Origin of the sequence: Burkholderia sp. MSMB1588, assembly GCF_001546925.1 — a bacterium.
GTDB classification, from domain to species: domain Bacteria; phylum Pseudomonadota; class Gammaproteobacteria; order Burkholderiales; family Burkholderiaceae; genus Burkholderia; species Burkholderia humptydooensis.
On sequence record NZ_LNJS01000001.1, the window covers coordinates 2,534,913 to 2,558,679 of the forward strand.

The following is a 23,767-nucleotide window of genomic DNA, read 5'->3' on the forward strand; positions in this document are numbered from 1 at the left end:
TACGTCAGCGATTGGGCTGCTTGGGGGCGGCTCAGGGTCGGCTTAGCGCGACGCGGTTTCGGCTTGCGCGGCGAGCACCTGCTCGACGGCCTTCCCGAAGCGCGCGAGGCCTTCGTCGAGCACGTCGAGCGGAATCACGAGCGACGGCGCGAAGCGCAGCACGTTCGGGCCGGCGATCAGCATGATGACGCCGTGCTCGGCCGCGGCCGACACGAAGTCCTTCGCGCGGCCGTCGAGTGCGTCGACGAGCTCGGCGCCGATCAGGAGGCCCTTGCCGCGAACCTCCTTGAAGAGCTTGAAGCGCGCGTTGATTTTTTCGAGCGTGGCCGTGAGGCGCGCGCTGCGTTCGTTGACGCCTTCGAGGAGCGCGGGATCGCTGACGAGCTCGACGACCTTGTCGGCGATCGCCGACGCGAGCGGATTGCCGCCGTATGTCGTGCCGTGCACGCCGACCTTGAAGTGCGCGGCGAGCGCTTCGGTGGTGAGCATCGCGCCGATCGGGAAGCCGTTGCCGAGCGCCTTCGCGGTGGTCAGGATGTCGGGTGTGACGCCCGTGTCCATGTACGCGTAGAAGTGGCCGGTGCGGCCGACGCCCGTTTGCACTTCGTCGAAGATGAGGAGTGCGCCGTGCGCGTCGCACGCTTCGCGCAGCGCCTCGAGGAAGGCGGGATCGGCGGGAATGACGCCGCCCTCGCCCTGGATCGGCTCGACGATGACCGCGCAGGTCCTCGGGCCGATCGCGGCCTGGGCGGCGGCGATGTCGTTGAACGGCAGATGCTTGATGCCTTCCGGCACGGGGCCGAAGCCTTCGGAGTACTTCGACTGGCCGCCGACGCTGACGGTGAAGAATGTGCGGCCGTGGAACGACTGGAGAAACGACACGATTTCGTACTTGTCGGCGCCGTGGCGTTCGAACGCGACGCGACGCGCGAGCTTGAGGGCGGCCTCGTTGGCTTCGGCGCCGGAGTTTGCGAAGAATGCGCGGTCGGCGAACGTGAGCGATTCGAGACGCTTCGCGAGGCGCAGGACGGGCTCGTTCGTGTAGCCGTTGCCGATGTGCCAGAGCTTGCGGCTTTGCTCGTCGAGCACCTTGAGGAGTTCCGGATGACCGTGGCCGAGCGCGGTGACGGCGATGCCGCCGGCGAAATCGACATAATCGCGGCCTTCCGTGTCCCAGACGCGCGAGCCCTCGCCGCGATCGGGGACGAACGGCGCGGGCGAGAACACCGGCACCATCACTTCATCGAAAGTCTGACGGGACACGTTCGGGCTCTTCATGACGATTCCTTTCGTTTCGTAAGAGGTAACAGATTCAAGTTTAGGCAACGTCGCGGGATGCGTCTTGCGCAATTGCGACGGGATTTATCGGAGGGGGCTTTTGCCACCTTTTTCGGTGGGGGATGGTTTCTTGGTCGGTCATTTGTGTGTGTTGCGTGAATGGCCTGTGATGTTTTCGGTCCATTGGCGTTGCCCCTCCCCGGGGCGGGGGTCACTTTTCTTTGTCTTGCCAAAGAAAAGTAACCAAAAGAAAGGCGCGTCCTTGGGCGGACAGCAAAGGGAGCTACGCTTCCTCTTCCCGCCAGCTTTCCCGCTCGATTCGCTGTACCCATCGTCCGAGCGCAGCGAGGATGGAGCGGCGGGAGGTATACCGCTCTGGTGAACGGTTCGACGACACCGATCCTGCGCGATCCCCTTGGCGTTCTTGTCTGACGCGACTCGTTAGGGGCTGTGCCAGTTTGCTGGAGCCTGGCAACGTAGGCCGGGGCCGAAAAAGCGCCTTTCTTTTGGTTACTTTTCTTTGGCAAGACAAAGAAAAGTGACCCCCGCCCCGGGGAGGGGCAACGCCAATAGACCGAAAACATCACAGGCCATTCACGCCCCCCAAAAGCAACGCCAAAAACTGCCACAAAAAAACGCCCCGACGACCACTCAATCCCCATCGCTGGGCCGCTCGACCAGCGCCCCCGCCCGAGGCGGCTCGACGCCCCCATGCTGCTTCTCGAGCCAGGCCCGCCGATCTTCACGCGGCGTCACCCCGAACCGCTCCCGATAAGCATTGGAGAAATGCGCAGCAGAAGAAAACCCACAAGCAAGACTCACCTGCACGACGGACTTGCTCGTGCGCTGCAACTGCGTGCGGGCCTTCAGGAGCCGCAAATTGAGGTAATACTTGGACGGCATCGCGCCGAGATATTGTCTGAAGAGCCGCTCGAGCTGCCTGCGCGACACGCCGACGAGCCCCGCAATCTCGTCGGTCGCGAGCGGGTCCTCGATGTTCGCCTCCATCAGCAGCAACGCATCGTTCAACCGCGGGTGCCGCTCGCCCGGCGCCGTCACGAATGGAATCCGCTGGCGCGCCTCGCCGCTTCTGAGCGGCCCCGTGCCGAGCGCATCCGCAATCCGCTCCGCCAGCTCCGGCCCCTGGTCGCGGCCGATCATCGCCAGCATGAAGTCGACGCTCGCCTGGCCGCCCGCGCATGTCGCGCGATCGCGGTCGATCTCGAAGATCTGCTGCGTGACGATCGAGCGCTCGAACTGTTCGGCGAACTGCTGGTACGTCTCCCAGTTCACGCTGACCCGGTAGCCCGACAGTTGCCCCGCCATCGCGAGCCACCATACGCCGTGATGGATGCCCGTCACGAGCGGCGTGCGCTGGCCGACCCGCGCGAGGCTCGCGAGAAAAAGCCGATAGTCGGCGAACTGCTGGAACCGCTCGCTCACGACGATCAGCCAGTCGCAGACGATCGCATCGTTGAACGCCGCGTCCGCGTGCCATTGCGCGCCGCCCGCAAGCGGCACCGCACGTCCGTCCCACGAGCACACCCGCCAGCGGTACAGCAAACGCCCGTCGATCTCGTTCGCGAGATTCAGCGCGTCGACGATCGGCCCGACACCCGACATCGACACGGGCGGCAATGCAACGATCGCCACCTGTATCGTGCGCGCGGGGCTGCCTGGGCGATTCACGGACGTCACGACCTGCCGCGTCGGCCGTTACTTGAGGCTGCCCGACAGGAACTGCTTCAGGCGCTCGCTCTTCGTGCCGCCGAACACCTCGGCAGGCGCGCCTTCCTCCTCGACGCGACCCTGGTGCAGAAACATCACGTGATTCGACACGTTGCGCGCAAAGCCCATCTCGTGCGTGACGACGATCATCGTCCGCCCTTCCTCCGCGAGCTTCTGCATCACCTTCAGCACTTCGCCGACCAGCTCCGGATCGAGCGCCGACGTCGGCTCGTCGAACAGCATCACGTCCGGGTGCATCGCCAGCGCGCGCGCAATCGCGACGCGCTGCTGCTGGCCGCCCGACAAATGCGACGGATACTGCTTCTCCACCCGCGGCGCGAGACCGACCTTCTCCAGATATTCGCGCGCGCGCCCCTCCGCCTCCCGCCTCGAAATCCCCAGCACGTGCACGGGCGCTTCCATCACGTTCTCCAGCACGTTCATGTGCGACCACAGATTGAAGTGCTGGAACACCATCGCGAGCTTCGTGCGAATCCGCTGCAGTTGCTTGTGATCGGCGACTTCGAGATTGCCCGCGCGATCGGTCTTCGTGCGCACCGTCTCGCCGTCGACGACGATCTGACCCGCGTTCGGCCGCTCGAGGAAGTTGATGCAGCGCAGGAACGTGCTCTTGCCCGAGCCGCTCGCGCCGATGATGCTGATCACGTCGCCCGCCTTCGCGTTCAGCGACACGCCCTTGAGCACCTCGTTGTCGCCGTAGCGCTTGTGGATGTCCCGTGCCTCGAGCTTGCACGCGGCATTCGTGGTCGTGGTCTCTGCCAACTGGCTCTCCCTGGAGTGAAATCAATGACGGCCGGCCGCGAGATACGCGAGCCAGTGGCGCTCGGCCCGACGAAAGGCCGCGACGAGTGCGAACGATACCGCAAGATAGATCAGCGCGGCGATTCCGAACGACTGGAACGCCATGTACGTCGCCGAATTCGCGTCGCGCGCGACCTTCAGGATATCGGGCACGGTCGCCGTGAACGCAACCGTCGTCGCGTGCAGCATCAGGATCACCTCGTTGCTGTAGAGCGGCAATGCGCGGCGCAGCGAAGACGGCAGGATCACCCGGCGATACATCGTGAACGGGCCCATTCCGTACGCGCGCGCCGCCTCCACCTCGCCGTGCGCAATCGCGCGGATCGCGCCCGCGAAGATTTCGGTCGTGTACGCGCAGGTGTTCAGCGCGAACGCGAGAATCGCGCAGTTGAAGCCGCTCCTGAAGAACGCGTCGAGGAACGCGTGATCGCGAACGAACGCGAGGCTGTACATCCCCGTGTAGATGAGGAGCAACTGCACGTAGAGCGGCGTGCCGCGGAACACGTACGTGTAGAAGCGCACGGGCGTCGACAGCCAGCGCTTCTTCGACACCCGCGCAACCGCGAGCGGCACCGCGCAGACGAAGCCGATCGCGATCGACGCGACGAGCAGCCACAGCGTGACGGCGAGCCCCGACACGCGCTGGCCGTCCCAGTAGAGGAACGCGCGCCCGAATTCCTGGAGAATCTCGATCATAGTTCCGCGTGCCTCACGCCGATGGAATAACGCTTCTCGAGCTGCTTGAGCACGAGATTGGAGGCCGTCGTGATCGCCAGATAGACGAGCGCCGCGACGAGAATGAAGAAGAACATGTTGAACGTGCTCTTGCCCGCGTCCTGCGCGGCTTTCACGATGTCGGCGAGACCGATGATCGACACGAGCGCGGTCGCCTTCACGAGCACCTGCCAGTTGTTGCCGATGCCGGGCAGCGCGAAGCGCATCATCTGCGGAAACATGATCCGCACGAACACGCGCATCCCGCCCATCCCGTACGCGCTGCCCGCCTCGAGCTGACCGCGCGGCACCGCGAGGAACGCGCCGCGGAACGTCTCGGTGAAATACGCGCCGTAGATGAACCCGAGCGTCAGCACGCCGGCGACGAACGGATCGATGTCGATCTGATCCCAGTTCATCAGATCGGTGAACTTGTTGAGCCAGATCTGGATGCTGTAGAACAGCAGCAGCATCAGCACGAGATCGGGCACCGAGCGGATGAGCGTCGTGTAGCCCGTCGCGATCGCGCGCAGCACGCGATTGTGCGAGAGCTTCGCGATCGCGCCGGCGAGGCCGAGCAGCACCGCCGCCGCGAGCGACAGCACCGACAGCTCGATCGTCTGCACGGTGCCCGCCCAGATGAGCGGACCAAAGCCGTATAGGAACACGCTTGTCTCCGTGATCGTGAGGGGGGGAACGGCGCGCGGATGACTGCGCCGGTTTGACGCGGATAGTCGCAAGCGAAAAAAAACCGCTCAAATGGCGGTGACGCGCGATGCTGCGTTGCAACATCGCACCGACGCCGCCGCGCGCGGCGCGCACAGCACTGTTTTAGCGGGGTAAACGTCGGTTCCGTGCGTTGCCGGCCGCGCGCCGTCTGCGGCTTTTTTGCAAGTTTCGGGTCGCTTTTGCGATAGAGCCGACGGGGTCGGCGGGCGAGCGGCGCTCAGTGCCCCTTCAGGATGTCGGAGCGCGAAGTCGTGTAGACGAGCCCATCCGGCCCGAAATGGACGTTGAAGAACGCGTCCTGATTGACGCCGTCCTCGAGCCAGCGCCAGCTCCACACCGTCTCCGGCTTGAGCGGGTAGCGCGCGACCTCGGTCGGCTTGCCAAGCAGACGCCGCACCTCGTCCTGCGTCATGCCCGAGCGGATCTTCGCGAAGTTCGCGGCCGTCAGCACCTGCGTCGCGGCGACGAAGCGGCCGTTCGCGTCGATGTCGACCATGTACGTCTCGTTGCCCATCGGGCCGCGCGGGTATTCGAGCCGCTTCGAGCCGTCGGTGTAGGCGCGCTCCGTCTCGGGCCGCCCCATCTGGCTGCGGATCTCGGCCTCGGTCGTCACGCCGGGCGTGAGCCCCTTGAGGAACAGCGGCGCGGGCTTGATCGCGTTGAAGAAATCCTTGAATCGCTGCACGGTCTGCTCGCTTTGCTGATCGTCGCAACCGGCGAGCGCGAGCGCCGCGCCGAGCATCGCGACAGGGAGGATACGGAATCGGAACATCGTCATCGGGAAACGGCGCGTCTTCGCGCGTGACATCGAACACGCGCGCAAGCATACCGCACCGCGGCCGTCGCACACGGAAAGCGCAATTCGGCGCGGCGAGCGGGCGGGCGATTCCCCCCCGGGGGCCGGGGCGGGAAAGGAGGAAAATCGGAAACCCGTCGACCGCATGGCCGGGGGATCGCCACCGACGGAAGCACTGGGCGCGCACGAGGCCCGCGCCTTTGAGGCTTTGAGCCACCGGAGCATCGATCCGCCGCGCCCGCGAGTCAACGCCCGAACGAAAGCGCCCCGCCGCTCGGCCGCGCGCTCACAGCATGGGCTCGGCCTGCCGCTCGCGCCGCGCCTCGGCGGCCGCGACGCGCGCCGCGCGCCGCGCATGGCTGCGAATCCGCCGCCGCGTGCGCGACAGCTCGACGAATTGCCACGACCCGAGCGCAAGCGCGCCGAACAGCAGCTCGCGCACGCGCTTGACGAGCGCGAGCGACAGCGCCGCCTCGCGGCCGACGCCGAACATCTGCGCGAGCAGCACGACGGTCGCCTCCTGCACGCCGAGACCGCCCGGCACCATGAACGCCGCATGCCGCACCGCCTGCGTCATCGCCTCGATCGCGATCGCGCCGCCGATCGACACCGGATGGCCGAGCAGCGCGAGCGCCCAATAGATCTCGAGCGCGCCGGCGACATAACCCGCGAGCTGCCAGAAGAACGCGCGGAACAGCAGGCCCGCGCGCGACATCAGCGCATCGATGTCGGCGTCGAGGCGCTTGCCGTCGACGCCCTGCAACAGCCGGTGCGAATCGCCGAGCAGCCGGCTCGCGAAGCGCTCGATCGCATGGAAGACGCCGCCGCGCCGCATCAGCACGAATCCGAGCACGGGGATCGGCAGCGACAGCACGAGCCCGACGCCGATCGTCCTCGCGCCGACGCTCTCCTGCGTCGCGGCGAGCAGCAGCACGAGCCCGAGCGCGGCGAACGCGTACTGGACGGCGATCGTCACGAGCACCTCGACGATCACCGACGCCGTCACGCGGCTCGCATCGGGCACGCGCCAGCGCGCGAGCCGGATGCCGACGATCTCGCCGCCGACGCCGACGACGGGCAACAGCCGGTTCACCGCCTCGCGCACGGTCGCGATCCACCAGAGGAACGGCAGCGACGCGCGCTTGTCGAGCAGCAGACGCCACGCGTGCGCGTCGAGCAGCAGCGGCAGCCCGTGGAACGGCACGAGCCACAGCAGCGCGAAGCCGGCCTGGCCGATCACGCGGCCGACGTCGCCGACGCCCTCGCGCACGACGAGCGCGAGCAGGATCGCAATCCCGATCGGCCAGCCGAGCCATTTGATCCAGCGGGTCATGACGGCTGCGCTCCGCTCATCCGCGCGCCGCGCGCGGCATCCGTGCGCGCGCGCCGCCGTCGAACACGTCGGCGAAGCCGCCGCACGCGACGCCCGCCGCCTGCACCGCGGCCGCGACGCGCGGCGACAGCAGCGCGGCGAGCTCGTCGGCCGGCCGGTAGTCGCGCATCGACGGCGTGATCGGGCCGTCGCCCGCCTCGGCCGGATGGGAATAGATCTCGCCGACGCCCGCGGGCAGCTTCGCGAGCGCGGCGAGCAGCGCCGCCTCGTCCATCGCGCCCGAGTGCTCGATGCCGACGACGTAATCGTTGTGCGCGATGCCCGCGCGGTCGAGCCGCGCGCGCACGAGCGCGATCCACGGCTTCAGCCAGAACGGCGTCGACGGCTCGCACGGCAGCCGCATCGCGGAGAGCCCGAACTCGCGGCCGATGTCGACGATCATCGACAGCACGGTCGGATGCAGATGGAAATGCTTGTGCGTGTTCACGTGATCGAGCGCGAGCCCGGTCGCCGCGAACGCGTCGAACTGCGCGCGGATCTCGCGGCGCAGTTGCGCCCGCACATGCGGCAGGAAGAAGAAGCGGCAACCGTCCTTCGCCATCGCGTCGCGAAAGCGCCCGTCGGGACCGACGAGCGCGGGGATCTCGCGCGCGGGCAGCGTCGCGGGCCCGTCGGCAAGCACGACGTGCAGGCCGACGGCGAGCGACGGCAGGCGCTTCGCGCGCTCGACCGCGTCGCGCGCGGCCGGCGCGCCGACCATCAGGCTCGCGGCCGAGAGCACGCCGTCGCGGTGCGCGCGCTCGACGGCCGCATTGACCCGCTCATGCAGGCCGAAGTCGTCCGCCGTGAAGATCAGCGCACGCGGCGCCGCGCCGGAAGCCGCCACCGATCACGCCTCATGCGCGCGCAGGAAACGGAAGAACTCGACGCCCTCGCGCAAACGGCGCTTCATCATCTCCCAGCTCGTCAGCATTTCGCGGAGGATTTCCCAGATCTTCGACGGGCGGAAGTAGAACTCGCGATAGAAGTGCTCGAGCTCGTGATAGATCTCCTCCTTCGGCAGGTGCGGATAGCCGATCGCGGCGAGCTGCACGCCTTCCTTGCTGACGAGGTTGATCGTCTTGTTCTCTTCCATCCAGCCGTTCTCGATCGCCTGGTTGTACAGGCGCGTGCCAGGATACGGCGCGGCGAGCGACACCTGGATCGTGTGCGGATTGATTTCCTTCGCGTACTCGATCGTCTTCTTGATCGTTTCCTTCGTCTCGCCCGGCAGGCCGAGGATGAAGGTGCCGTGGATCTTGATGCCGAGCTTCCTGCAATCTTCATTGAAGCGGCGCGCGATGTCGGTGCGCAGGCCCTTCTTGATGTTCAGCAGGATCTGGTCGTCGCCCGACTCGTAGCCGACGAGCAGCAGCCTCAGGCCGTTCTCCTTCATGATCTTCAGCGTCGAATACGGGACGTTCGCCTTCGCGTTGCACGACCACGTGACGCCGAGCTTGCCGAGCCCGCGTGCGATTTCCTCGACGCGCGGCTTGAAGTCGGTGAACGTGTCGTCGTCGAACATGATCTCCTTGACTTCCGGCATGTTGTCGCGAATCCACTTCACTTCCGCGAGCACGCTCTCGACCGAGCGCGTGCGGTAGCGATGGCCGCCGACCGTCTGCGGCCACAGGCAGAACGTGCACTTCGAGCGGCAGCCGCGGCCCGTGTAGATCGACACGTACGGGTAGTTCAGATAGCCGATGAAGTAGTTGTCGATCTTCAGGTCGCGCTTGTAGACGGGCGCGACGAACGGCAGCTCGTCCATGTTCTCGATCATCGGGCGCGCTCCGTTGTGCTCGATCGAGCCGTCCTTCGCGCGGTAGCTCATCCCGAGGATCTCGGCGAACGGCAAGCCTGCCGCGATGTCCTTGCACGTGTAGTCGAATTCCTCGCGGCACACGAAATCGATCGCTTCCGTCGCGGCGAGCGAGTTGTGCGGATCGACCGCGACCTTCGCGCCGACCATGCCGACGAGCATCGACGGCTTCATCTTCTTCAGGTCTTCCGCGAACATCGCGTCGGTCGGGAACGACGGCGTGCTCGTGTGGATGATCACGAGATCGTAGTCCTGCGCGATCTTGAGCGTCTCCTCGACCGACAGGCCGTCGGCGGGCGCGTCGAGGACGCGGCTGCCCGGCACGAGCGCAGCCGGCTGCGCGAGCCAGGTCGGATACCAGAAGGATCGGATCTCGCGCTTCGCCTGGTAGCGGGAGCCCGCGCCGCCGTCGAAGCCGTCGTACGACGGTGCCTGCAAGAACAGCGTTTTCATGAATGCTCCGGTAGCCTGCTGCATAGATATCAATTCGTTCCAGTACAAATGTTTCGAAAAACCGCGGACGGCCCGCCGCCGCCCGCGCATCCGGCATGAGTGCCCGGCGCCCGTCAGCGCCCGTCGCCCGCTTCCACGACCGTCGCGCGCGCGTCGCCGCCGACGACCGTCATCCGCGCGCCCCGCCACACGACCTGCGTGCCGAACGCCGCGACGAGCCATTCGAGCGCGAGCAGCGCGTCGCGCACCGGCACGAGCGGCAAGTCCCGCCAGAACGCGCGCCATCCGGCCGAGCCGCGCGCGTGCAGCGCAAGCCGCGCGAGCGCGCCGATCGCGGCCGCCGCGGCGGCCGTCGCGCCCGCCGCCGACGCCGGGCCGAGCCACGCCGCGAGCGCCGCGCCGATCGCGAGCCACGGCGCGGTGAACGTGATGAACAGGAAGGCGAAGCCCGCCGGATTCAGCGAGCGGATCGTGCGCAGCCAGCGCGTCTCGCGCAGCCACAGCGGCGCGAACGACGGCTCCGCGACGTCGGTCGCCACGTTCACCTCGGAGAGCACCGTGCGCCGCCCGAGGCGGCGCGGCAGCTCGGCGAGCCAGTAGTCGTCCGCGAGCTCGTCCTTCAGCGCCTTGAAGCCGCCGATCGCGTCGAGCGTCGCGCGCGTCAACGCGAGCGTCGCGCCGAACCCGAACCGGCTCGACCCGCCGAGATGGGTGATCCGGACCGACGGCGCGAACCACGCATCGACGAACTGCGCACCGATCCGCGTCCAGAAGCCGCCGACGCTGCGCGCATGATACAGGCAAGTGACGACGCCGACCGACGGATCGGCGAGCGGCGCGCTCACGCGCGTCAGATAGTCGGGCTCGACCGCGATGTCGCTGTCGGCGATCACGATGCGGCCGTGGCGCGCGCGCTCGGCGAGATTGACGAGATTGCTGACCTTCAGGTTCGAGCCGTACACGCGCGCGTCGATCACGAGCTCGATATCGCTATCGGGATAGTCGGCCTGCAGCCGGCGCACGACGGCTGCGGCCGGATCGGCGGCCGACGCGACGCCGAACAGCAACTGATAGCGCGGATGCCGCTGCTCGCAGAAGGTCGCGAGGTTTTCATAGAGATGCGGCTCCGATCCGCACAGCGGCTTGAGCACGCTCACGGGCTCGAAGCCGTCGCGCGCGGCCGTACGGGGCACGCGCGGCGCGGGCGCGAACGCGGCGAGCGCCGCATAGCCGCACGATGCGCAAACGAGCGCGAGCAACACCCAACCGACGATGGAAAGCGATTCCGTCATGCCGCGCGCCTCCGGACGATCGGGCGGCGGGCGAAACGGGGATGCGATGCTGCGGCGGGGACGATTTCGAACACGATCCCAACTCCTTTCTGACTGGCTTGCACTTTCAACGACGCGCAACGCACCGGAACCGGCCTGGCGGCCGCTATCCCGAGGCTCCTCGTGCGGCTTTTCGCTGCAAGCGCAGGGAGAATAGAACGGAATCCGTGAGCGCGATTGGTGCGTAGGCCGCGAATTTTAGCAGCGACAAGCCGGCAACGCTTGCCGCGCATGTTGAAAAGCACTGTTTCTGAACGGCAGATCCACGCAGATACGGTCAATTTCCGCGCAATTGCTCCATTGTTAGCGTAAGCGCTTTGCAGGACGCGCGCTGTCCAAAACGTAAGGGTTTCTGTGATTTTTTGTACCAGATGAAATATTCGAGTCAAATCCTCGCTTATTTCGTCGGGTTTCTTACGATTACAGTCTATTACAGAACAATCTTTCGCGAGGCGCCGCGTCACGTCGACACCCTCTTTCGCCCCTGCCGCCGTCAGGGATATCTTTCCGGCCTCCGACGCGATCCGGAACGCCTTGGCACAATCGACGCCATCTGTTGCGTGCGCGCATCATCGCCGGGCAGCGGCGCATGCGCCGGCCCGCGTTCCGTCCCCATGCCATTCGTTCCGCCGTCGCCATGATCCCGTTTTCCGTTCTCGACCTCGCGCCGATTCCCGCCGGCGCCGACGCCGCCCAGGCGTTTCGCCACTCCGCCGATCTCGCTCGGCATGCCGAGCGTCTCGGCTATCGCCGCTACTGGCTCGCCGAGCACCACAACATGCCCGGCATCGCGAGCGCGGCGACCGCCGTCGTGATCGGCCACGTCGCGGGCGCGACGCAGACGATCCGCGTCGGCTCGGGCGGCGTGATGCTGCCGAACCACGCGCCGCTCGTGATTGCCGAGCAGTTCGGCACGCTCGCGTCGCTGTATCCGGGCCGCATCGATCTAGGTCTCGGGCGCGCGCCCGGCACCGATCAGACGACGGCCCGCGCGCTGCGCCGCGACCTGATCGGCAGCGCCGATTCGTTCCCGGACGACGTCGTCGAGCTGCAGCGCTACTTCGCCGCGCCCGCCCCCGGCCAGCGCGTGCGCGCGGTGCCGGGCGCGGGGCTCGACGTGCCGGTCTGGCTGCTCGGCTCGAGCCTCTTCAGCGCGCAGCTCGCCGCGATGCTCGGGCTGCCGTTCGCGTTCGCGTCACATTTCGCGCCGGACTATCTGATGCGCGCGCTCGACGTGTACCGCGCGCAATTCCGGCCGTCCGCCGCGCTCGCGAAACCGTATGCGATGGTCGGCGTGAACGTGTTCGCCGCCGACACCGACGACGACGCGCGCCGCCTCTTCACGTCGCTGCAGCAGCAGTTCCTGAATCTGCGGCGCGGCACGCCCGGGCAACTGCCGCCGCCCGTCGAATCGCTCGACGCGCTCGGCGCGACCGAGCAGGAGCTCGCGAGCGTCGCGCACGCGCTGTCGTTCGCGGCGGTCGGCTCGCGCGACACCGTGCGCGAGCGGCTGCGGCGGATGATCGCGCAGACGGGCGCGGACGAACTGATCGTCGCCGCGCAGATCTTCGATCACGGCGCGCGGGTGCGGTCGTACCAGCTCGCCGCGCAGGTGCGCGACGAGCTTCGCGACGAAGCCGGGGGGTGATGGGGGGAAGACGGCGGGGGCGGCGCGATGGCGATGGCCGCATGGGGGTGATGCGCGGAGTCCAAGTCCAAATGTCCGGGCCCCGCCCCCGCCACGAACGCCTACTCGTTCGCCGAACTCGCCGCGCGCGCGGCGGGCTTCACGTCCGCGAGCCCGTCGAGCAGCGCCTTGTGGAACGTCGCCGGGTCCTGGATCTGCGGCGCGTGGCCGAGCGCCGGGAATTCGTATAGCACCGCGCCCGGAATCGCCGCCTGCGTTCGCTTAGCGAGCGCCGGATAGCGGCCGAGCCTCGCATGCACGTCGGGCGGCGCGACGTCCTTGCCGATCGCGGTCGTGTCCTTGTCGCCGATGAGGAGCAGCGTCGGCACCCTGATCGCGCCGAACTCGTAGAGCACCGGCTGCGTGAAGATCATGTCGTAGACGAGCGCCGAATTCCACGCGACGACGTCGCGCCCCGGTCCGCGATACATGCCGGCCAGCATCTGCACCCAGCGCTCGTACGCGGGCGACCACTCGCCCGCGTAGTACGTGCGCTGCTCGTAGCGGCGAATGCTGTCCGCGGTCGTCTTCAGCTCGCGCGCATACCAGTAGTCGACCGACAGCGGCGGCACGCCGAGCGCCTTCCAGTCCTCGAGGCCGATCGGATTGACGAGCACGAGCTGCTGCGTGTCCTTCGGGTACATCAGCGCGTAGCGCGCCGCGAGCATGCCCCCCGTCGAATGGCCGACGATCGTCGCCTCCCTCACGCCGATCGATTCGAGCAGCGCGTGCGTGTTGTGCGCGAGCTGCTGGAAGCTGTATTGATAGCGCACGGGCTTCGTCGACTTGCAAAAGCCGATCTGGTCGGGCGCGACGACGCGGTAGCCCGCCTTCGCGAGCACGTCGATCGTCTGCTCCCACGTCCCCGCGCAGAAGTTCTTCCCATGCAGCAGCACGACGGCGCGGCCGTTCGGATGCTCGGGGCGCACGTCGAGATACGCCATCTGCAGCGTCTCGCGCTGCGACGTGAATGCGTAGCGATGCACCGGATACGCGTACGCGAAGCCTTCCAACTGGGCGCCGTACTCGGGGCCGTCGGCCTTCGCGCGCGCGGCGGCGCTCGCCGCACCCACGGCAGGCGCGCTCGCGGCAACCGGCAAAGCGGCGAACGCCGGCGCCTGCGGCATCGCCGCGGCCGCCGCAGCGGCCGCGAACATCGCGGCGAGCCGCGTGAACCACACTATGCGAATCTGGAGCATCGTCGAAGCCGGGAAGAGTGAATGAAGCGATAAAGGAAGCGATGAAGAAAGCGGCTCGCCGACATCCGTGCAAGCCGCGCGCCATTTTACTTTCGACGGGCTGACGCCTCCCCGGCACTGTATTACTGGATGTTTCCGCGAATGCGGGAAAGTCATGTATCGTTCGACGTAGTCCGACGGGCCCGCCGCGCGCCGGCACACTCGATCATGAAAAACGTCCTCAGCATCCAGTCGCACGTCATCTACGGGCATGCGGGCAACAGCGCCGCAGTGTTTCCGATGCAACGGCTCGGCGTCAACGTCTGGCCGCTCAACACCGTGCAATTGTCGAACCACATGCAGTATGGTCACTGGGCGGGCAGCGCGATCGACGCGGCGAAGATGGAGCAGCTCGTCGACGGCATCGCCGCGATCGGCGCGCTCAAGCGCTGCGACGCGGTTCTCTCGGGCTTCCTCGGCTCGCCCGCGCAGGCGCGCGCGGCGGTCGAGATCGTGCGCACCGTGAAGGCGACGAATCCGAACGCGTGGTACTTCTGCGATCCGGCGATGGGCCAGACGGGCGGCATCCGGCCGGAGCCCGGCGTCGAGGAGTTCATCGTCGCCGAGCTGCCCGAGCTCGCGGACGGCATGGCGCCCAATCACAGCGAGCTGCAAAAGCTTGCCGGACAGCGGATCGAAACGGTCGCCGAGGCGGTCGACGCATGCCGCTCGATCATCCGCCGCGGTCCGCAGGTGATCCTTGTCAAGCATCTGCACGACCGCAACAGCCCCGCCGACCGTTTCAACATGCTCGTCGTCACCGAGACCGAAGCGTGGATCGGCCAGCGGCCGCTGTATGCGTTCCCGCGGCATCCGGTCGGCGTCGGCGACCTGACGAGCGCGATCTTCGTCGCACGCCGGCTGCGCGGCGACAGCGTGCGCGCCGCGTTCGAGCACACGCTCGCCGCCGTGCACGCGGTCGTCAAGGCGACCTACGACGCGCGGCGCTACGAACTCGAGCTCGTCGCCGCGCAGGACGAGATCGCGCAGCCGAGCGAGTGGTTCGGCGCGTGGATCACGGGCGCGGATTGATGCGCGGCGCGCGCCGGCCCGCGTGTTGATCCGCACGCTCCATCGCGCGCTTGCGTTTCGGCCGCCCCGGCGCAAAGCGTCGTCGCGGTTCTCGCCGCTTCCGCTTTCCTCGCCGTCCTCGCCATCGCCGCAGTCATCACAGCCGCCGTCACCCGCCTCACGGCCACAGCCGCGGCCGCGCCCATCGCCCGCCCACTCGCGTCCTCGCGCCGAACCGCATCCGCCGCGCCGCCGCGCACGCCGCATCGACACGGCGCGCGCCATCGCGCCCGAACGCACGCGCCGGCATCCACGCGCACGCCCGCGCACGTTCATCCGGATGACACCGTTTCCCCGATATCCTCCCGGCGGCGTTGCGCGGCGGCGCTGCCGCGCAAGACGGCATCACGCATCGCGACCATCTTCCCTTCGGCCGCCGCCGCTCCGGCGGTCTCGCCCCACTCCAGACAAGGAAGCGACAACATGACGAATCAGAATCGCCGGGACTTTCTGCGCCTCGCCGCCGGCACGGCGGGCGCGGCCGCGCTGCAGCTCTTTCCGCCCGTGATCCGCGAAGCGCTCGCGATTCCCGCGAACCGCCGCACCGGCACGATTCGCGACATCGAACACATCGTGATCCTGATGCAGGAAAACCGCTCGTTCGACCATTACTTCGGCAAGCTGCGCGGCGTGCGCGGCTTCGGCGATCCGCGCCCGCTCGTGATGCAGAACGGCAAGTCGGTGTTCCATCAGCCGGTGCTCCTCGGCCCGGCCGAGTTGCTGCCGTTCCATCCGGACGCGTCGAACCTCGGCATGCAGTTCCTGCAGGATCTGCCTCACGGCTGGCAGGACACGCACGGCGCATGGAACAAGGGGCGCTACGACCGCTGGATCGCGAACAAGGGCACGACGACGATGGCGCATCTCGAGCGCGGCGACATCCCGTTCCACTACCAGCTCGCCGACGCGTTCACGATCTGCGACGCGTACCACTGCTCGATCCCGAGCTCGACCGATCCGAACCGCTACTACATGTGGACGGGCTACGTCGGCAACGACGGCGCGGGCGGCGGCCCGGTGCTCGGCAACGAGGAAGCCGGCTACGGCTGGAGCACGTATCCGGAGACGCTCGAGCAGGCGGGCGTGTCGTGGAAGATCTATCAGGACGTCGGCACGGGCCTCGACGCGGCGGGCTCGTGGGGCTGGACGCAGAATCCGTACATCGGCAACTACGGCGACAATTCGCTCCTCTACTTCAACCAGTACCGCAACGCGCAGCCGGGCAGCGCGCTGTACGACAAGGCGCGCACGGGCACGAACGTGAGCGCGGGCGGCACGCTTTTCGACGTGCTGCTGCAGGACGTGAAGAACGGCACGCTGCCGCAGGTGTCGTGGATCTGCGCGCCGGAAGCGTATTCCGAGCACCCGAACTGGCCGGCGAACTACGGCGCGTGGTACGTCGAGCAGGTGCTGAAGGCGCTGACGTCGAACCCGGACGTGTGGAGCAAGACCGCGCTCTTCATCACGTACGACGAGAACGACGGCTTCTTCGATCACGTCGCGCCGCCGTTCGCGCCGCAGTCGCGCGACAACGGGCTGTCGACGGTGTCGACCGCGGGCGAGATCTTCGCGGGCGACGCGACGCACATGGCCGGACCTTACGGGCTCGGGCCGCGCGTGCCGATGCTCGTCGTGTCGCCGTGGACGAAGGGCGGCTGGGTCTGCTCGCAGACGTTCGATCACACGTCGCTGCTGCAATTCATCGAGGCGCGCTTCAACGATCGCTACCCGGTGCGCGCGCCGAACGTGACGCCGTGGCGCCGCGCGGTGTGCGGCGATCTCACGTCCGCATTCGACTTCGCGAGCCCGGACGGCAATTGGCCGCAACTGCCCGACACGAGCGGCTACGCGCCGCCCGATCGCAACCGCCACCCGAGCTACGTGCCGGTGCCGCCCGTCGTGCAGTCGATGCCGAAACAGGAGGCGGGCCTGCGCGCCGCGCGCGCGCTGCCGTACGAGCTCTTCGTGCTCGGCCGCATCGACCAGTCGACCGGCAAGTTCAAGCTGACCTTCGCGAACACGGGCCGCGCGGGCGCGGCGTTCCAGGTGACGGCCGGCAATCGGCTCGACGGCCCGTGGGCGTACACGGTCGAAGCGCGCAAGCGCCTGTCCGACGAGTGGAGCACGGCGCTCACGCTGAGCCTCTACGATCTGACCGTCTACGGCCCGAACGGCTTCCTCTGCCAGTTCCGCGGCTCGACCGCGGCCGCGCTCGGCCTCACCGCGAACCCGGAAGTGATCTACGGTTACGACGTCGCGAACGGCAACATCACGCTGCGCCTGTCGAACCGCGGCCGCGCGGCGGTGCGGCTCACGGTCGCGAACGCGTACGGCAAGGAAAGCCCGCGCGTCTACGAGCTGAAGCCCGGTCAGCGGATCAACGACTACTGGGATCTGCGCGACAGCTACAACTGGTACGACCTGACCGTCTCCGACGGCGCGCCGAACGGCTTCCTGCGCCGCTTCGCGGGGCACGTCGAGACAGGCCGGCCGAGCACGAGCGATCCGCTGATCGCGACGGTCTGAGCGGCGGTCCGAGCGACGCCGCGTGCGTCGCTTCGGCGGCGCACGCGGCCGACGGGACGGGCGCGGGCTGTCGCCCGTCGTGCGGCGGGCGAGCGCACGACGGAGCGCTCGGGCGGCGATCGCCCCGCGCGTCCGGCGAACACGCGGCGAGACGCACGCAGCGCGACGCGTCTCGCCGCGTCATGCCGCGATCGATCGATCACGCGCCGGCGATCCGTCGTACGAAATCGTCCTGAAAGCGGCGGAGCGCATCCCGCCCGCCATATGTCTCCCGCGGTCTCCCGCGGTCTCCCGCGCACGCTTTCCCCGCTCGAACCCGATTCCCCGCGTTCTGCCGCAATGCGCCGCGAGCCCCCGCCGATGCACGCACGGCGCACTTCGCCAACAGTCTGCAGAATCCAGGCGCCCCCGCCGTTTCGCGCCCGCTCCCGCCATCGCGCGACTATGCACAAATCCGCACCCGATGCGCCGCAAATCGACAAGACTCGCCCAATTTGGCCTTCTATAAATCGGTTAGCCGGCGCCGCTCCGGCAGCCCGCGACGCGGGCCGCGGCGTCGGCCCTGAGCATCCGCGCTACTCGCGTCCCGTTCGTGCATCGCTACAAGGAAAGAACATGAGACTCCGCTCGTCACTGTCCTCCCTCGCCCTCGCCGCGGCATTCGCGTGCGGCGCAACCGGCGCCGCGCGCGCCGCCGACGACACGCCCGTGAGGATCGGCTTCGCCGCGCCGCTCACGGGCGTCAACGCGGGCTACGGCAAGGATCTGCAAAACGGCGTGCAGCTCGCGCTCGACGACGCCCGCGCGCAGGACGTCAAGATCGCCGGCAAGCCCGCGCGCTTCGAGCTCGTCGTCGAGGACGACCAGGCCGACCCGCGGATCGGCGTGCAGGCCGCGCAAAGCCTCGTCGACAAGAAGGTGTCGGTCGTGGTCGGCCACTTCAATTCCGGGACGACGATTCCCGCATCGGTCGTCTACGACAAGGCGAGCATCCCCGTCATCGATCCGGCCGCGACGAACCCCGTCATCACCTCGCGCGGGCTCGCGAACGTGTTCATGGTGATCGCCACCGACGGCCAGAACGCCGGCAACGCGGGCCGCTACGCGGTCGGCGTGACGAAGGCGAAGCGCATCGCGATCGTCGACGACCGCACCGCGTTCGGCCAGGGCGAGGCCGACGAGTTCGACAAGGCGGTCAAGGCCGCGGGCGGCGCGATCGTCGCGCGCGAATACACGAGCAACCAGGCCGTCGACTTCCGCGCGCAGATCACGAGCCTCAAGAGCAAGAACGTCGATCTGGTGTTCTTCGGCGGCCTCGATTCGCTCGCGGCGAACTTCACCAGGCAGATGAAGCAGCTCGGCCTGAATGCGCAGTTCGTCGGCGGCGGCGGCGTGAAGGACGCCGAGTTCATCAAGATCGCCGGCCCCGCCGCGGAAGGCGCGATGGCGTGGGAATACGGCCGGCCGCTCGACCAGTTGCCGCAAGGCAAGGATTTCGAGGCGCGCTTCAAGAAGCGCTTCGGCGTCGACGTGCTGTCGTACGCGCAGTTCGGCTACGACGCGACGTGGGCCGCGATCAAGGCGATGCAGGCGGCGGGCTCGACCGATCCGAACGGCTGTCGGCCCGCGCTGAAGAAGATCGACTTCGAGGGCATCACCGGCCGCATCTCGTTTGGCGGCGACGGCTCGCTCAAGAGCGGGATGTCCACGCTCTATCAGGTGAAGAACGGCGCGTGGCAGACAATCGTCACGAAGGGGGGCTGATCGGCCGCCCGTGATTCGAGCGGGCCGCGTGCACCGCGCTGCATGCGCGCGGCCCTTTTCCCGAACGGCGCGCATCGCGCCCAACCCACGGAGTTTCGATGCATTCGAAAGTCGTCATCGTCGGCGGCGGCGTCATCGGCAGCGCGACCGCCTACTTCCTGCGCACGCTCGATCCGGGCATCGCCGTGACCGTGATCGAGCGCGATCCGACTTATGCGCGCGCGTCGTCCGCGCTGTCCGCGGCGTCGATCCGCCAGCAGTTCTCGACGCCGCTGTCGATCCGGATGTCGCTCTTCGGGATCGAGTTCCTGCGCTCGCTCGGCGAGCGGCTCGCGGTCGACGGCGAACGAGCGTCGATCGATCTGCACGAAGGCGGCTACCTCTTTCTCGCGACGCCGGCGGGCGACGCGACGCTGCGCGAGAACCACGCGCTGCAGACGTCGCTCGGCGCGCAGATCCGCTATCTGCCGCGCGATGCGCTCGCCGCGGCGTTCCCGTGGCTCGCCGCCGATGACCTCGCGGCCGGCTGCTACGGCGAGCGCGGCGAAGGCTGGTTCGACGGCTACGGGCTCGTGCAGGCGCTGCGCCGCAAGGCGCGCGCGCTCGGCGCGCAATACGTGAGCGCGGATGTGACGGGCGCGCGCGTCGACGGGCGGCGCGTCACGCAACTGCTGACGGCCGACGGCCGCACGTTCGACTGCGACGCGCTCGTCAACGCGGCGGGGCCGTGGGCGCGCACGGTCGCGGCTTTCGTCGGCGTCGATCTGCCGGTGCGCGCGCGCCGCCGCAGCATCTTCAACGTGAGCTCGCCCGCCGTGCTGCCGCGCTGCCCGCTCGTCGTCGATCCGAGCGGCGTCTACTTCCGGCCGGAAGGCGCATCGTTCATTTGCGGCGCGGCGCCGCCGCCCGAGCGCGATTTCGACGACCTGCCGCTCGACGACGTCGACCATGCGCTCTTCGACGACCTGATCTGGCCGACGCTCGCGCACCGCGTGCCGCAGTTCGAGGCGCTGCGGGTCGTGCGGAGCTGGTCCGGCTACTACGAGTACAACGTGCTCGACCAGAACGCGATCATCGGGCCGCACCCGGACCTCGACAATTGCCTCTTCGCGAACGGCTTCTCGGGGCATGGGCTGCAGCAGGGGCCGGCGACGGGGCGCGGCGTTGCGGAGCTGATCGTGCACGGGCGGTACACGTCGCTCGATCTTTCGCCGCTCGGCTTCGCGCGCGTGCTCGAAGGCCGGCCGATCGTCGAGAAGAACGTGGTTTGACGGAGAATGCGCGGCGGCGGGAACGGCCAGCGCTCAGAGCCCGACGCCGCGCGCCATTCCGGTTGCCGCGAGCATGATCACGGCGACGAGCATCGCCTGCACGTGGCCGATCCGCGCGTACGCGGGCGCGCGCGCGAGGTCGGGCAGCATCCCGCGCCGCGCGGTCACGCGCCAGCGGATGAGGCCCATCATCGGCATCAGCTCGAGCACGAGGATCAGCGCGAGCGCGCCCATCTTCAGATGAAAGAGCGGCGCGTGCAGATAATAGTCGCCGCCTTTCTCGAAGCCGCCGAACGCGCGGACGATGCCCGTCGTGATCAGCACGAGCGCGGACACGCCCCAGATCGCGTCGGCCCTGAACACGTCGGGCAGATCGGCGGACTGCCGCGACGCGGCGACGCGCTTGAGCGCGCGGTTGCGCGCGGCGATCGACGCGAACGCGAAACCGAACGCGAGCAAATGAACGGCGGCGAGCAGCCATCGAACGGTCAGCATCGTTCCTCCTTGTGTCGGCGAAGCGGGCGCGGCGGCGCGAGCCGGCCCGCCGGCGTCACGCGATCTGCCTGAGCGACGCGTCGAGCGCGCGCGCCGCGACGCGGTCCCCTTCCGTCGCGAGCGGCGCGCGCATCACGATCTGGCGGTTGTGGCCGACCGCGGCGGGCGAATCCCACAGCAGCTCGATCTTCGGCCGCGCGAGCCACCCTCCGTTGCGCGGTGCGGGACGCGCCGACGTCGGCTGTTTCGCCGAAGCACGCGATGCGGCCGATGCCGCCGATGCGGCGGCATCCGGTTGCGCAACGGGTTGCGCGGCAATATCCGGTTGCGCCGGCGCGCCGGCTTCGACGGCCGAGGATTGCGGCGCGGCCCCCTTCGGCCAGCGCACGGACAGCTCGCGCGCATCGTATTGCCCGACCTTGCGGCTCTCCATCCAGACGACGACGGTGCGCGTCAGCACATCGAGCGAGATCGCGTAGCGGCCGATCGCGTAGCGGCGCGCAGCGACATTGGTACGCCACAGCGCGCGCGGCCGGCACATCCAGACGACGGCCGCATAGAGCGCGGGCGCGGCGAGCAGCCAGCCGTTGCTGACCGTCAGCGCGTGCAGCGAGCGGCGCCAGCCGGCCGCCGCCGCGAACACGCCGACCGACCATACGGCGAACAGAAAGCCGAGCAGCGCGAAGAAGCGCAGCGCCTGGCGCAGCCACTGCGGAAGCGGATGAAACGGGCGCTCGGCGCGCGCCTGCGCGCCGGGCAAGACGAGCAGCAGGAAGATGAGGACGACGTTGATGCACGCCCACGGCGAGGACGCCATCGCCGACAGCGACGCGCGATAGCCCATCAGCGACATCGAGAACAGCCAGCGGGCGAGCAGCACGAGACCGATGGCTCGCAACGCGAAAATGACGCCCGAGCCGGGAGCCGGGTTCGCGCGCGTGGGTTTCGTTCTCGCCAAAGCTCTCTCCTCTTGACGGCCTTGCCGGGGCCTGATTTTACGGCACGGCCATTATAGGGACATTACTCGGCCGGCTGATGCCCGCGCGGCGCAAATCGCCGGATTGCGTCGTTTCCTGCCCCGGCGGCGCGGCGCGAATACAACAGATCGCGGGCGGCGCGCCAGGGCGGCCGGCCTACCCCGTCGCCGAATGCAAAATGCCCCGCCCGGGTCGACCCGGGCGGGGCATCGCTCGAACATGCGGCGTCCGAAAGCGCGGCGCGGCGCTTCGCCGCGTGCGGCGAAGACGCGGCGCGTCAGCCTGCGTTGACTTCGCGCAGCACCGTGCGGCGCTTCTGGCGCAGCAGCTCTTCGTAGCCCGACACGTAGTTCCGCGCCATCACCTTCGACGTGAAGCGCGCATCGAACGCGGCGCGCACCCGCTCGCGCGGCAGCGTGTTCAGGCGCTTGACGGCGGCGACGGCCGACAGCTCGTCTTCGACGACGAAGCCCGACACGCCGTTCTCGATCACCTCGGGCACCGAGCCGCGCTTGAACGCGATCACCGGCGTGCCGCACGCCATCGCCTCGATCATCACGAGGCCGAACGGCTCCGGCCAGTCGATCGGGAACAGCAGCGCGTGCGCGTTGCCGAGGAATTCGGCCTTCTCGGCTTCGCTGATCTCGCCGATATATTCGACGTGCGGCAGCGAGAAGAGCGGCTTGATCTTCTCTTCGTAGTACGCGCGGTCGGCCTTGTCGAGCTTCGCGGCGATCTTGATCGGCATGCCGGCCTGCTCGGCGATCCGGATCGCGGTGTCGACGCGCTTTTCCGGCGAGATGCGGCCGAGGAACGCGAGGTAGCTCGGCTTCACGTCCGGAATCGGCTTCAGCAGGTTCTCGGGCAGACCGTGGTAGGTCGTCTGCAGCCAGTTCGCCTGCGGCAGCGGAATGCGCTGGTTGTCGGAGATCGACACGACGGGCACGTCGCTGAACGTGTTGAAGATCGGCTGCAGCTCCGGCAAGTCGAGGCGGCCGTGCAGCGTCGTCAGATGCGGCACCGGCTGGCGCGAGAACAGCGGGAACGGGTAGTAGTCGATGTGGAAGTGCAGCACGTCGAACTCGTCCGCGCGGCGGCGCACTTCCTCGAGCAGCAGCATGTGCGGCGCCATCACGTCGCGGATCGTCGGATCGAGGCGCAGCGCCTGCGGCCACACGGCCGCGAGCTTCGCGGAGGTTTGCGAATCGCCGCTCGCGAAGAGCGTGACGTCATGCCCCATCTCGACGAGCGCCTCGGTCAGATAGGACACCACCCGTTCGGTACCGCCGTACAGTTTCGGGGGAACCGCTTCGTGCAACGGAGCGATTTGAGCGATTCGCATGTGCAACTCCTAAAAAATCGGCAAAAAGTAAAACAGCGGGTCGATCGCCCGCCTGCCGAACGCCGCCGCGACGTCGGTTGGACGTCGGGCGAGCCGGCTCGCGACACTGAAGCTGCGTTGCCTCGCAGGCCGCGTCGCACGGGCAATCAACGTTTCAGCGGGAAATCCGTTGACAGGTTCCAGTAAAGGACCTGGGGCAAACCCGGAGTCGATTATCGGGGGTCGCGAACAGTGCGGCGCACAACATTTCAAAGTCTTTACGTTGTTACAAAGACGCAACACTTTGCCAATCTTCCGACGTGAAGACCGTTTTAGAGTAGTTGCGTCTGCCCCGCTCCCTGCGGCAACAGGCCG

At 68.1% G+C, this 23,767-nt stretch carries 18 protein-coding genes and 1 pseudogene; 5 read left to right on the plus strand and 14 right to left on the minus strand.

The genetic code is table 11. From position 1 onward, the window contains the following. Nucleotides 1-42: 42 nt before the first annotated feature. The 10 genes and pseudogenes from WS92_RS23200 to hpnI form a co-directional block, all read right to left on the minus strand. The gene (locus WS92_RS23200) at nt 43-1,278 is read right to left on the minus strand and encodes an aspartate aminotransferase family protein (RefSeq protein ID WP_006025851.1); all 1,236 of its coding nucleotides are present in this window, start codon (nt 1,276-1,278) and stop codon (nt 43-45) included. Between the two features lie 651 nt (nt 1,279-1,929). Continuing rightward, nucleotides 1,930-2,967: a GlxA family transcriptional regulator gene (locus WS92_RS23205; RefSeq protein ID WP_009913099.1), complete on the minus strand. Its 1,038-nt coding sequence runs from the start codon at nt 2,965-2,967 to the stop codon at nt 1,930-1,932. A 27-nt stretch (nt 2,968-2,994) separates the two neighbouring features. Next, on the minus strand, nt 2,995-3,789 hold the full coding sequence (locus WS92_RS23210; protein ID WP_059933943.1) for an ABC transporter ATP-binding protein: 795 nt from the start codon (nt 3,787-3,789) through the stop codon (nt 2,995-2,997). A 21-nt stretch (nt 3,790-3,810) separates the two neighbouring features. After that, entirely contained in the window at nt 3,811-4,524 is a 714-nt protein-coding gene (locus WS92_RS23215; RefSeq protein WP_015600859.1) for an ABC transporter permease, read from the minus strand. Beyond that, the gene (hisQ, locus tag WS92_RS23220; RefSeq protein WP_059933946.1) at nt 4,521-5,210 is read right to left on the minus strand and encodes an ABC transporter permease; all 690 of its coding nucleotides are present in this window, start codon (nt 5,208-5,210) and stop codon (nt 4,521-4,523) included. The genes WS92_RS23215 and hisQ overlap by 4 nt, the downstream gene beginning before the upstream one ends. Nucleotides 5,211-5,488: 278 nt before the next feature. Continuing rightward, nucleotides 5,489-6,079, minus strand: coding sequence for a hypothetical protein (locus WS92_RS23225; RefSeq protein ID WP_006025845.1), 591 nt, complete (start codon nt 6,077-6,079; stop codon nt 5,489-5,491). Between the two features lie 274 nt (nt 6,080-6,353). Then, complete coding sequence (locus tag WS92_RS23230) at nt 6,354-7,400, minus strand: lysylphosphatidylglycerol synthase domain-containing protein (RefSeq protein ID WP_006025844.1); 1,047 nt, start codon at nt 7,398-7,400, stop codon at nt 6,354-6,356. Continuing rightward, nucleotides 7,397-8,286: pseudogene (gene hpnK, locus WS92_RS23235) on the minus strand (hopanoid biosynthesis-associated protein HpnK). The gene WS92_RS23230 and the pseudogene hpnK overlap by 4 nt, the downstream one beginning before the upstream one ends. Nucleotides 8,287-8,289: 3 nt before the next feature. Continuing rightward, nucleotides 8,290-9,711 (minus strand): hopanoid biosynthesis associated radical SAM protein HpnJ, encoded by a 1,422-nt coding sequence (gene hpnJ, locus WS92_RS23240; protein WP_015600896.1) that lies wholly within the window; start codon nt 9,709-9,711, stop codon nt 8,290-8,292. A 113-nt stretch (nt 9,712-9,824) separates the two neighbouring features. Further along, a complete protein-coding gene (gene hpnI / locus WS92_RS23245; RefSeq protein ID WP_006025841.1) occupies nt 9,825-11,003 on the minus strand; it encodes a bacteriohopanetetrol glucosamine biosynthesis glycosyltransferase HpnI in 1,179 nt (392 codons plus the stop codon). Between the two features lie 676 nt (nt 11,004-11,679). Here hpnI and WS92_RS23250 point away from each other — a divergent pair. Continuing rightward, entirely contained in the window at nt 11,680-12,690 is a 1,011-nt protein-coding gene (locus tag WS92_RS23250; RefSeq protein WP_059933950.1) for an LLM class flavin-dependent oxidoreductase, read from the plus strand. 101 nt (nt 12,691-12,791) lie between these two features. Here the strand turns inward: WS92_RS23250 and WS92_RS23255 are convergent, their stop codons facing one another. After that, nucleotides 12,792-13,928 (minus strand): alpha/beta fold hydrolase, encoded by a 1,137-nt coding sequence (locus WS92_RS23255; protein WP_059933953.1) that lies wholly within the window; start codon nt 13,926-13,928, stop codon nt 12,792-12,794. A gap of 207 nt (nt 13,929-14,135) precedes the next feature. On the opposite strand from WS92_RS23255, the gene pdxY reads away from it, so the two are divergent. The 4 genes from pdxY to WS92_RS23275 all read left to right on the plus strand — a co-directional run bounded on the left by pdxY (nt 14,136) and on the right by WS92_RS23275 (nt 20,599). After that, nucleotides 14,136-14,999: a pyridoxal kinase PdxY gene (gene pdxY, locus WS92_RS23260; protein ID WP_006025838.1), complete on the plus strand. Its 864-nt coding sequence runs from the start codon at nt 14,136-14,138 to the stop codon at nt 14,997-14,999. 462 nt (nt 15,000-15,461) lie between these two features. Next, nucleotides 15,462-17,564 (plus strand): phosphocholine-specific phospholipase C, encoded by a 2,103-nt coding sequence (locus tag WS92_RS23265; RefSeq protein WP_015600326.1) that lies wholly within the window; start codon nt 15,462-15,464, stop codon nt 17,562-17,564. Nucleotides 17,565-18,179: 615 nt separating this feature from the next. Further along, nucleotides 18,180-19,328: a branched-chain amino acid ABC transporter substrate-binding protein gene (locus WS92_RS23270; RefSeq protein WP_059933955.1), complete on the plus strand. Its 1,149-nt coding sequence runs from the start codon at nt 18,180-18,182 to the stop codon at nt 19,326-19,328. 98 nt (nt 19,329-19,426) lie between these two features. After that, nucleotides 19,427-20,599 (plus strand): NAD(P)/FAD-dependent oxidoreductase, encoded by a 1,173-nt coding sequence (locus WS92_RS23275; protein WP_059933958.1) that lies wholly within the window; start codon nt 19,427-19,429, stop codon nt 20,597-20,599. A 33-nt stretch (nt 20,600-20,632) separates the two neighbouring features. Here the strand turns inward: WS92_RS23275 and WS92_RS23280 are convergent, their stop codons facing one another. From WS92_RS23280 to WS92_RS23290, 3 genes are all read right to left on the minus strand, one after another. Next, nucleotides 20,633-21,094 carry a DUF2214 family protein gene (locus WS92_RS23280; RefSeq protein WP_006025834.1) on the minus strand — a complete coding sequence of 154 codons (462 nt, stop codon included), beginning with the start codon at nt 21,092-21,094 and terminating at the stop codon, nt 20,633-20,635. Nucleotides 21,095-21,149: 55 nt separating this feature from the next. Beyond that, nucleotides 21,150-22,052 (minus strand): hypothetical protein, encoded by a 903-nt coding sequence (locus WS92_RS23285; RefSeq protein WP_015600968.1) that lies wholly within the window; start codon nt 22,050-22,052, stop codon nt 21,150-21,152. Between the two features lie 296 nt (nt 22,053-22,348). Continuing rightward, nucleotides 22,349-23,413, minus strand: a complete 1,065-nt coding sequence (locus WS92_RS23290; protein ID WP_009913136.1) for a glycosyltransferase family 4 protein — start codon at nt 23,411-23,413, stop codon at nt 22,349-22,351. Between the last annotated feature and the right edge of the window lie 354 nt (nt 23,414-23,767).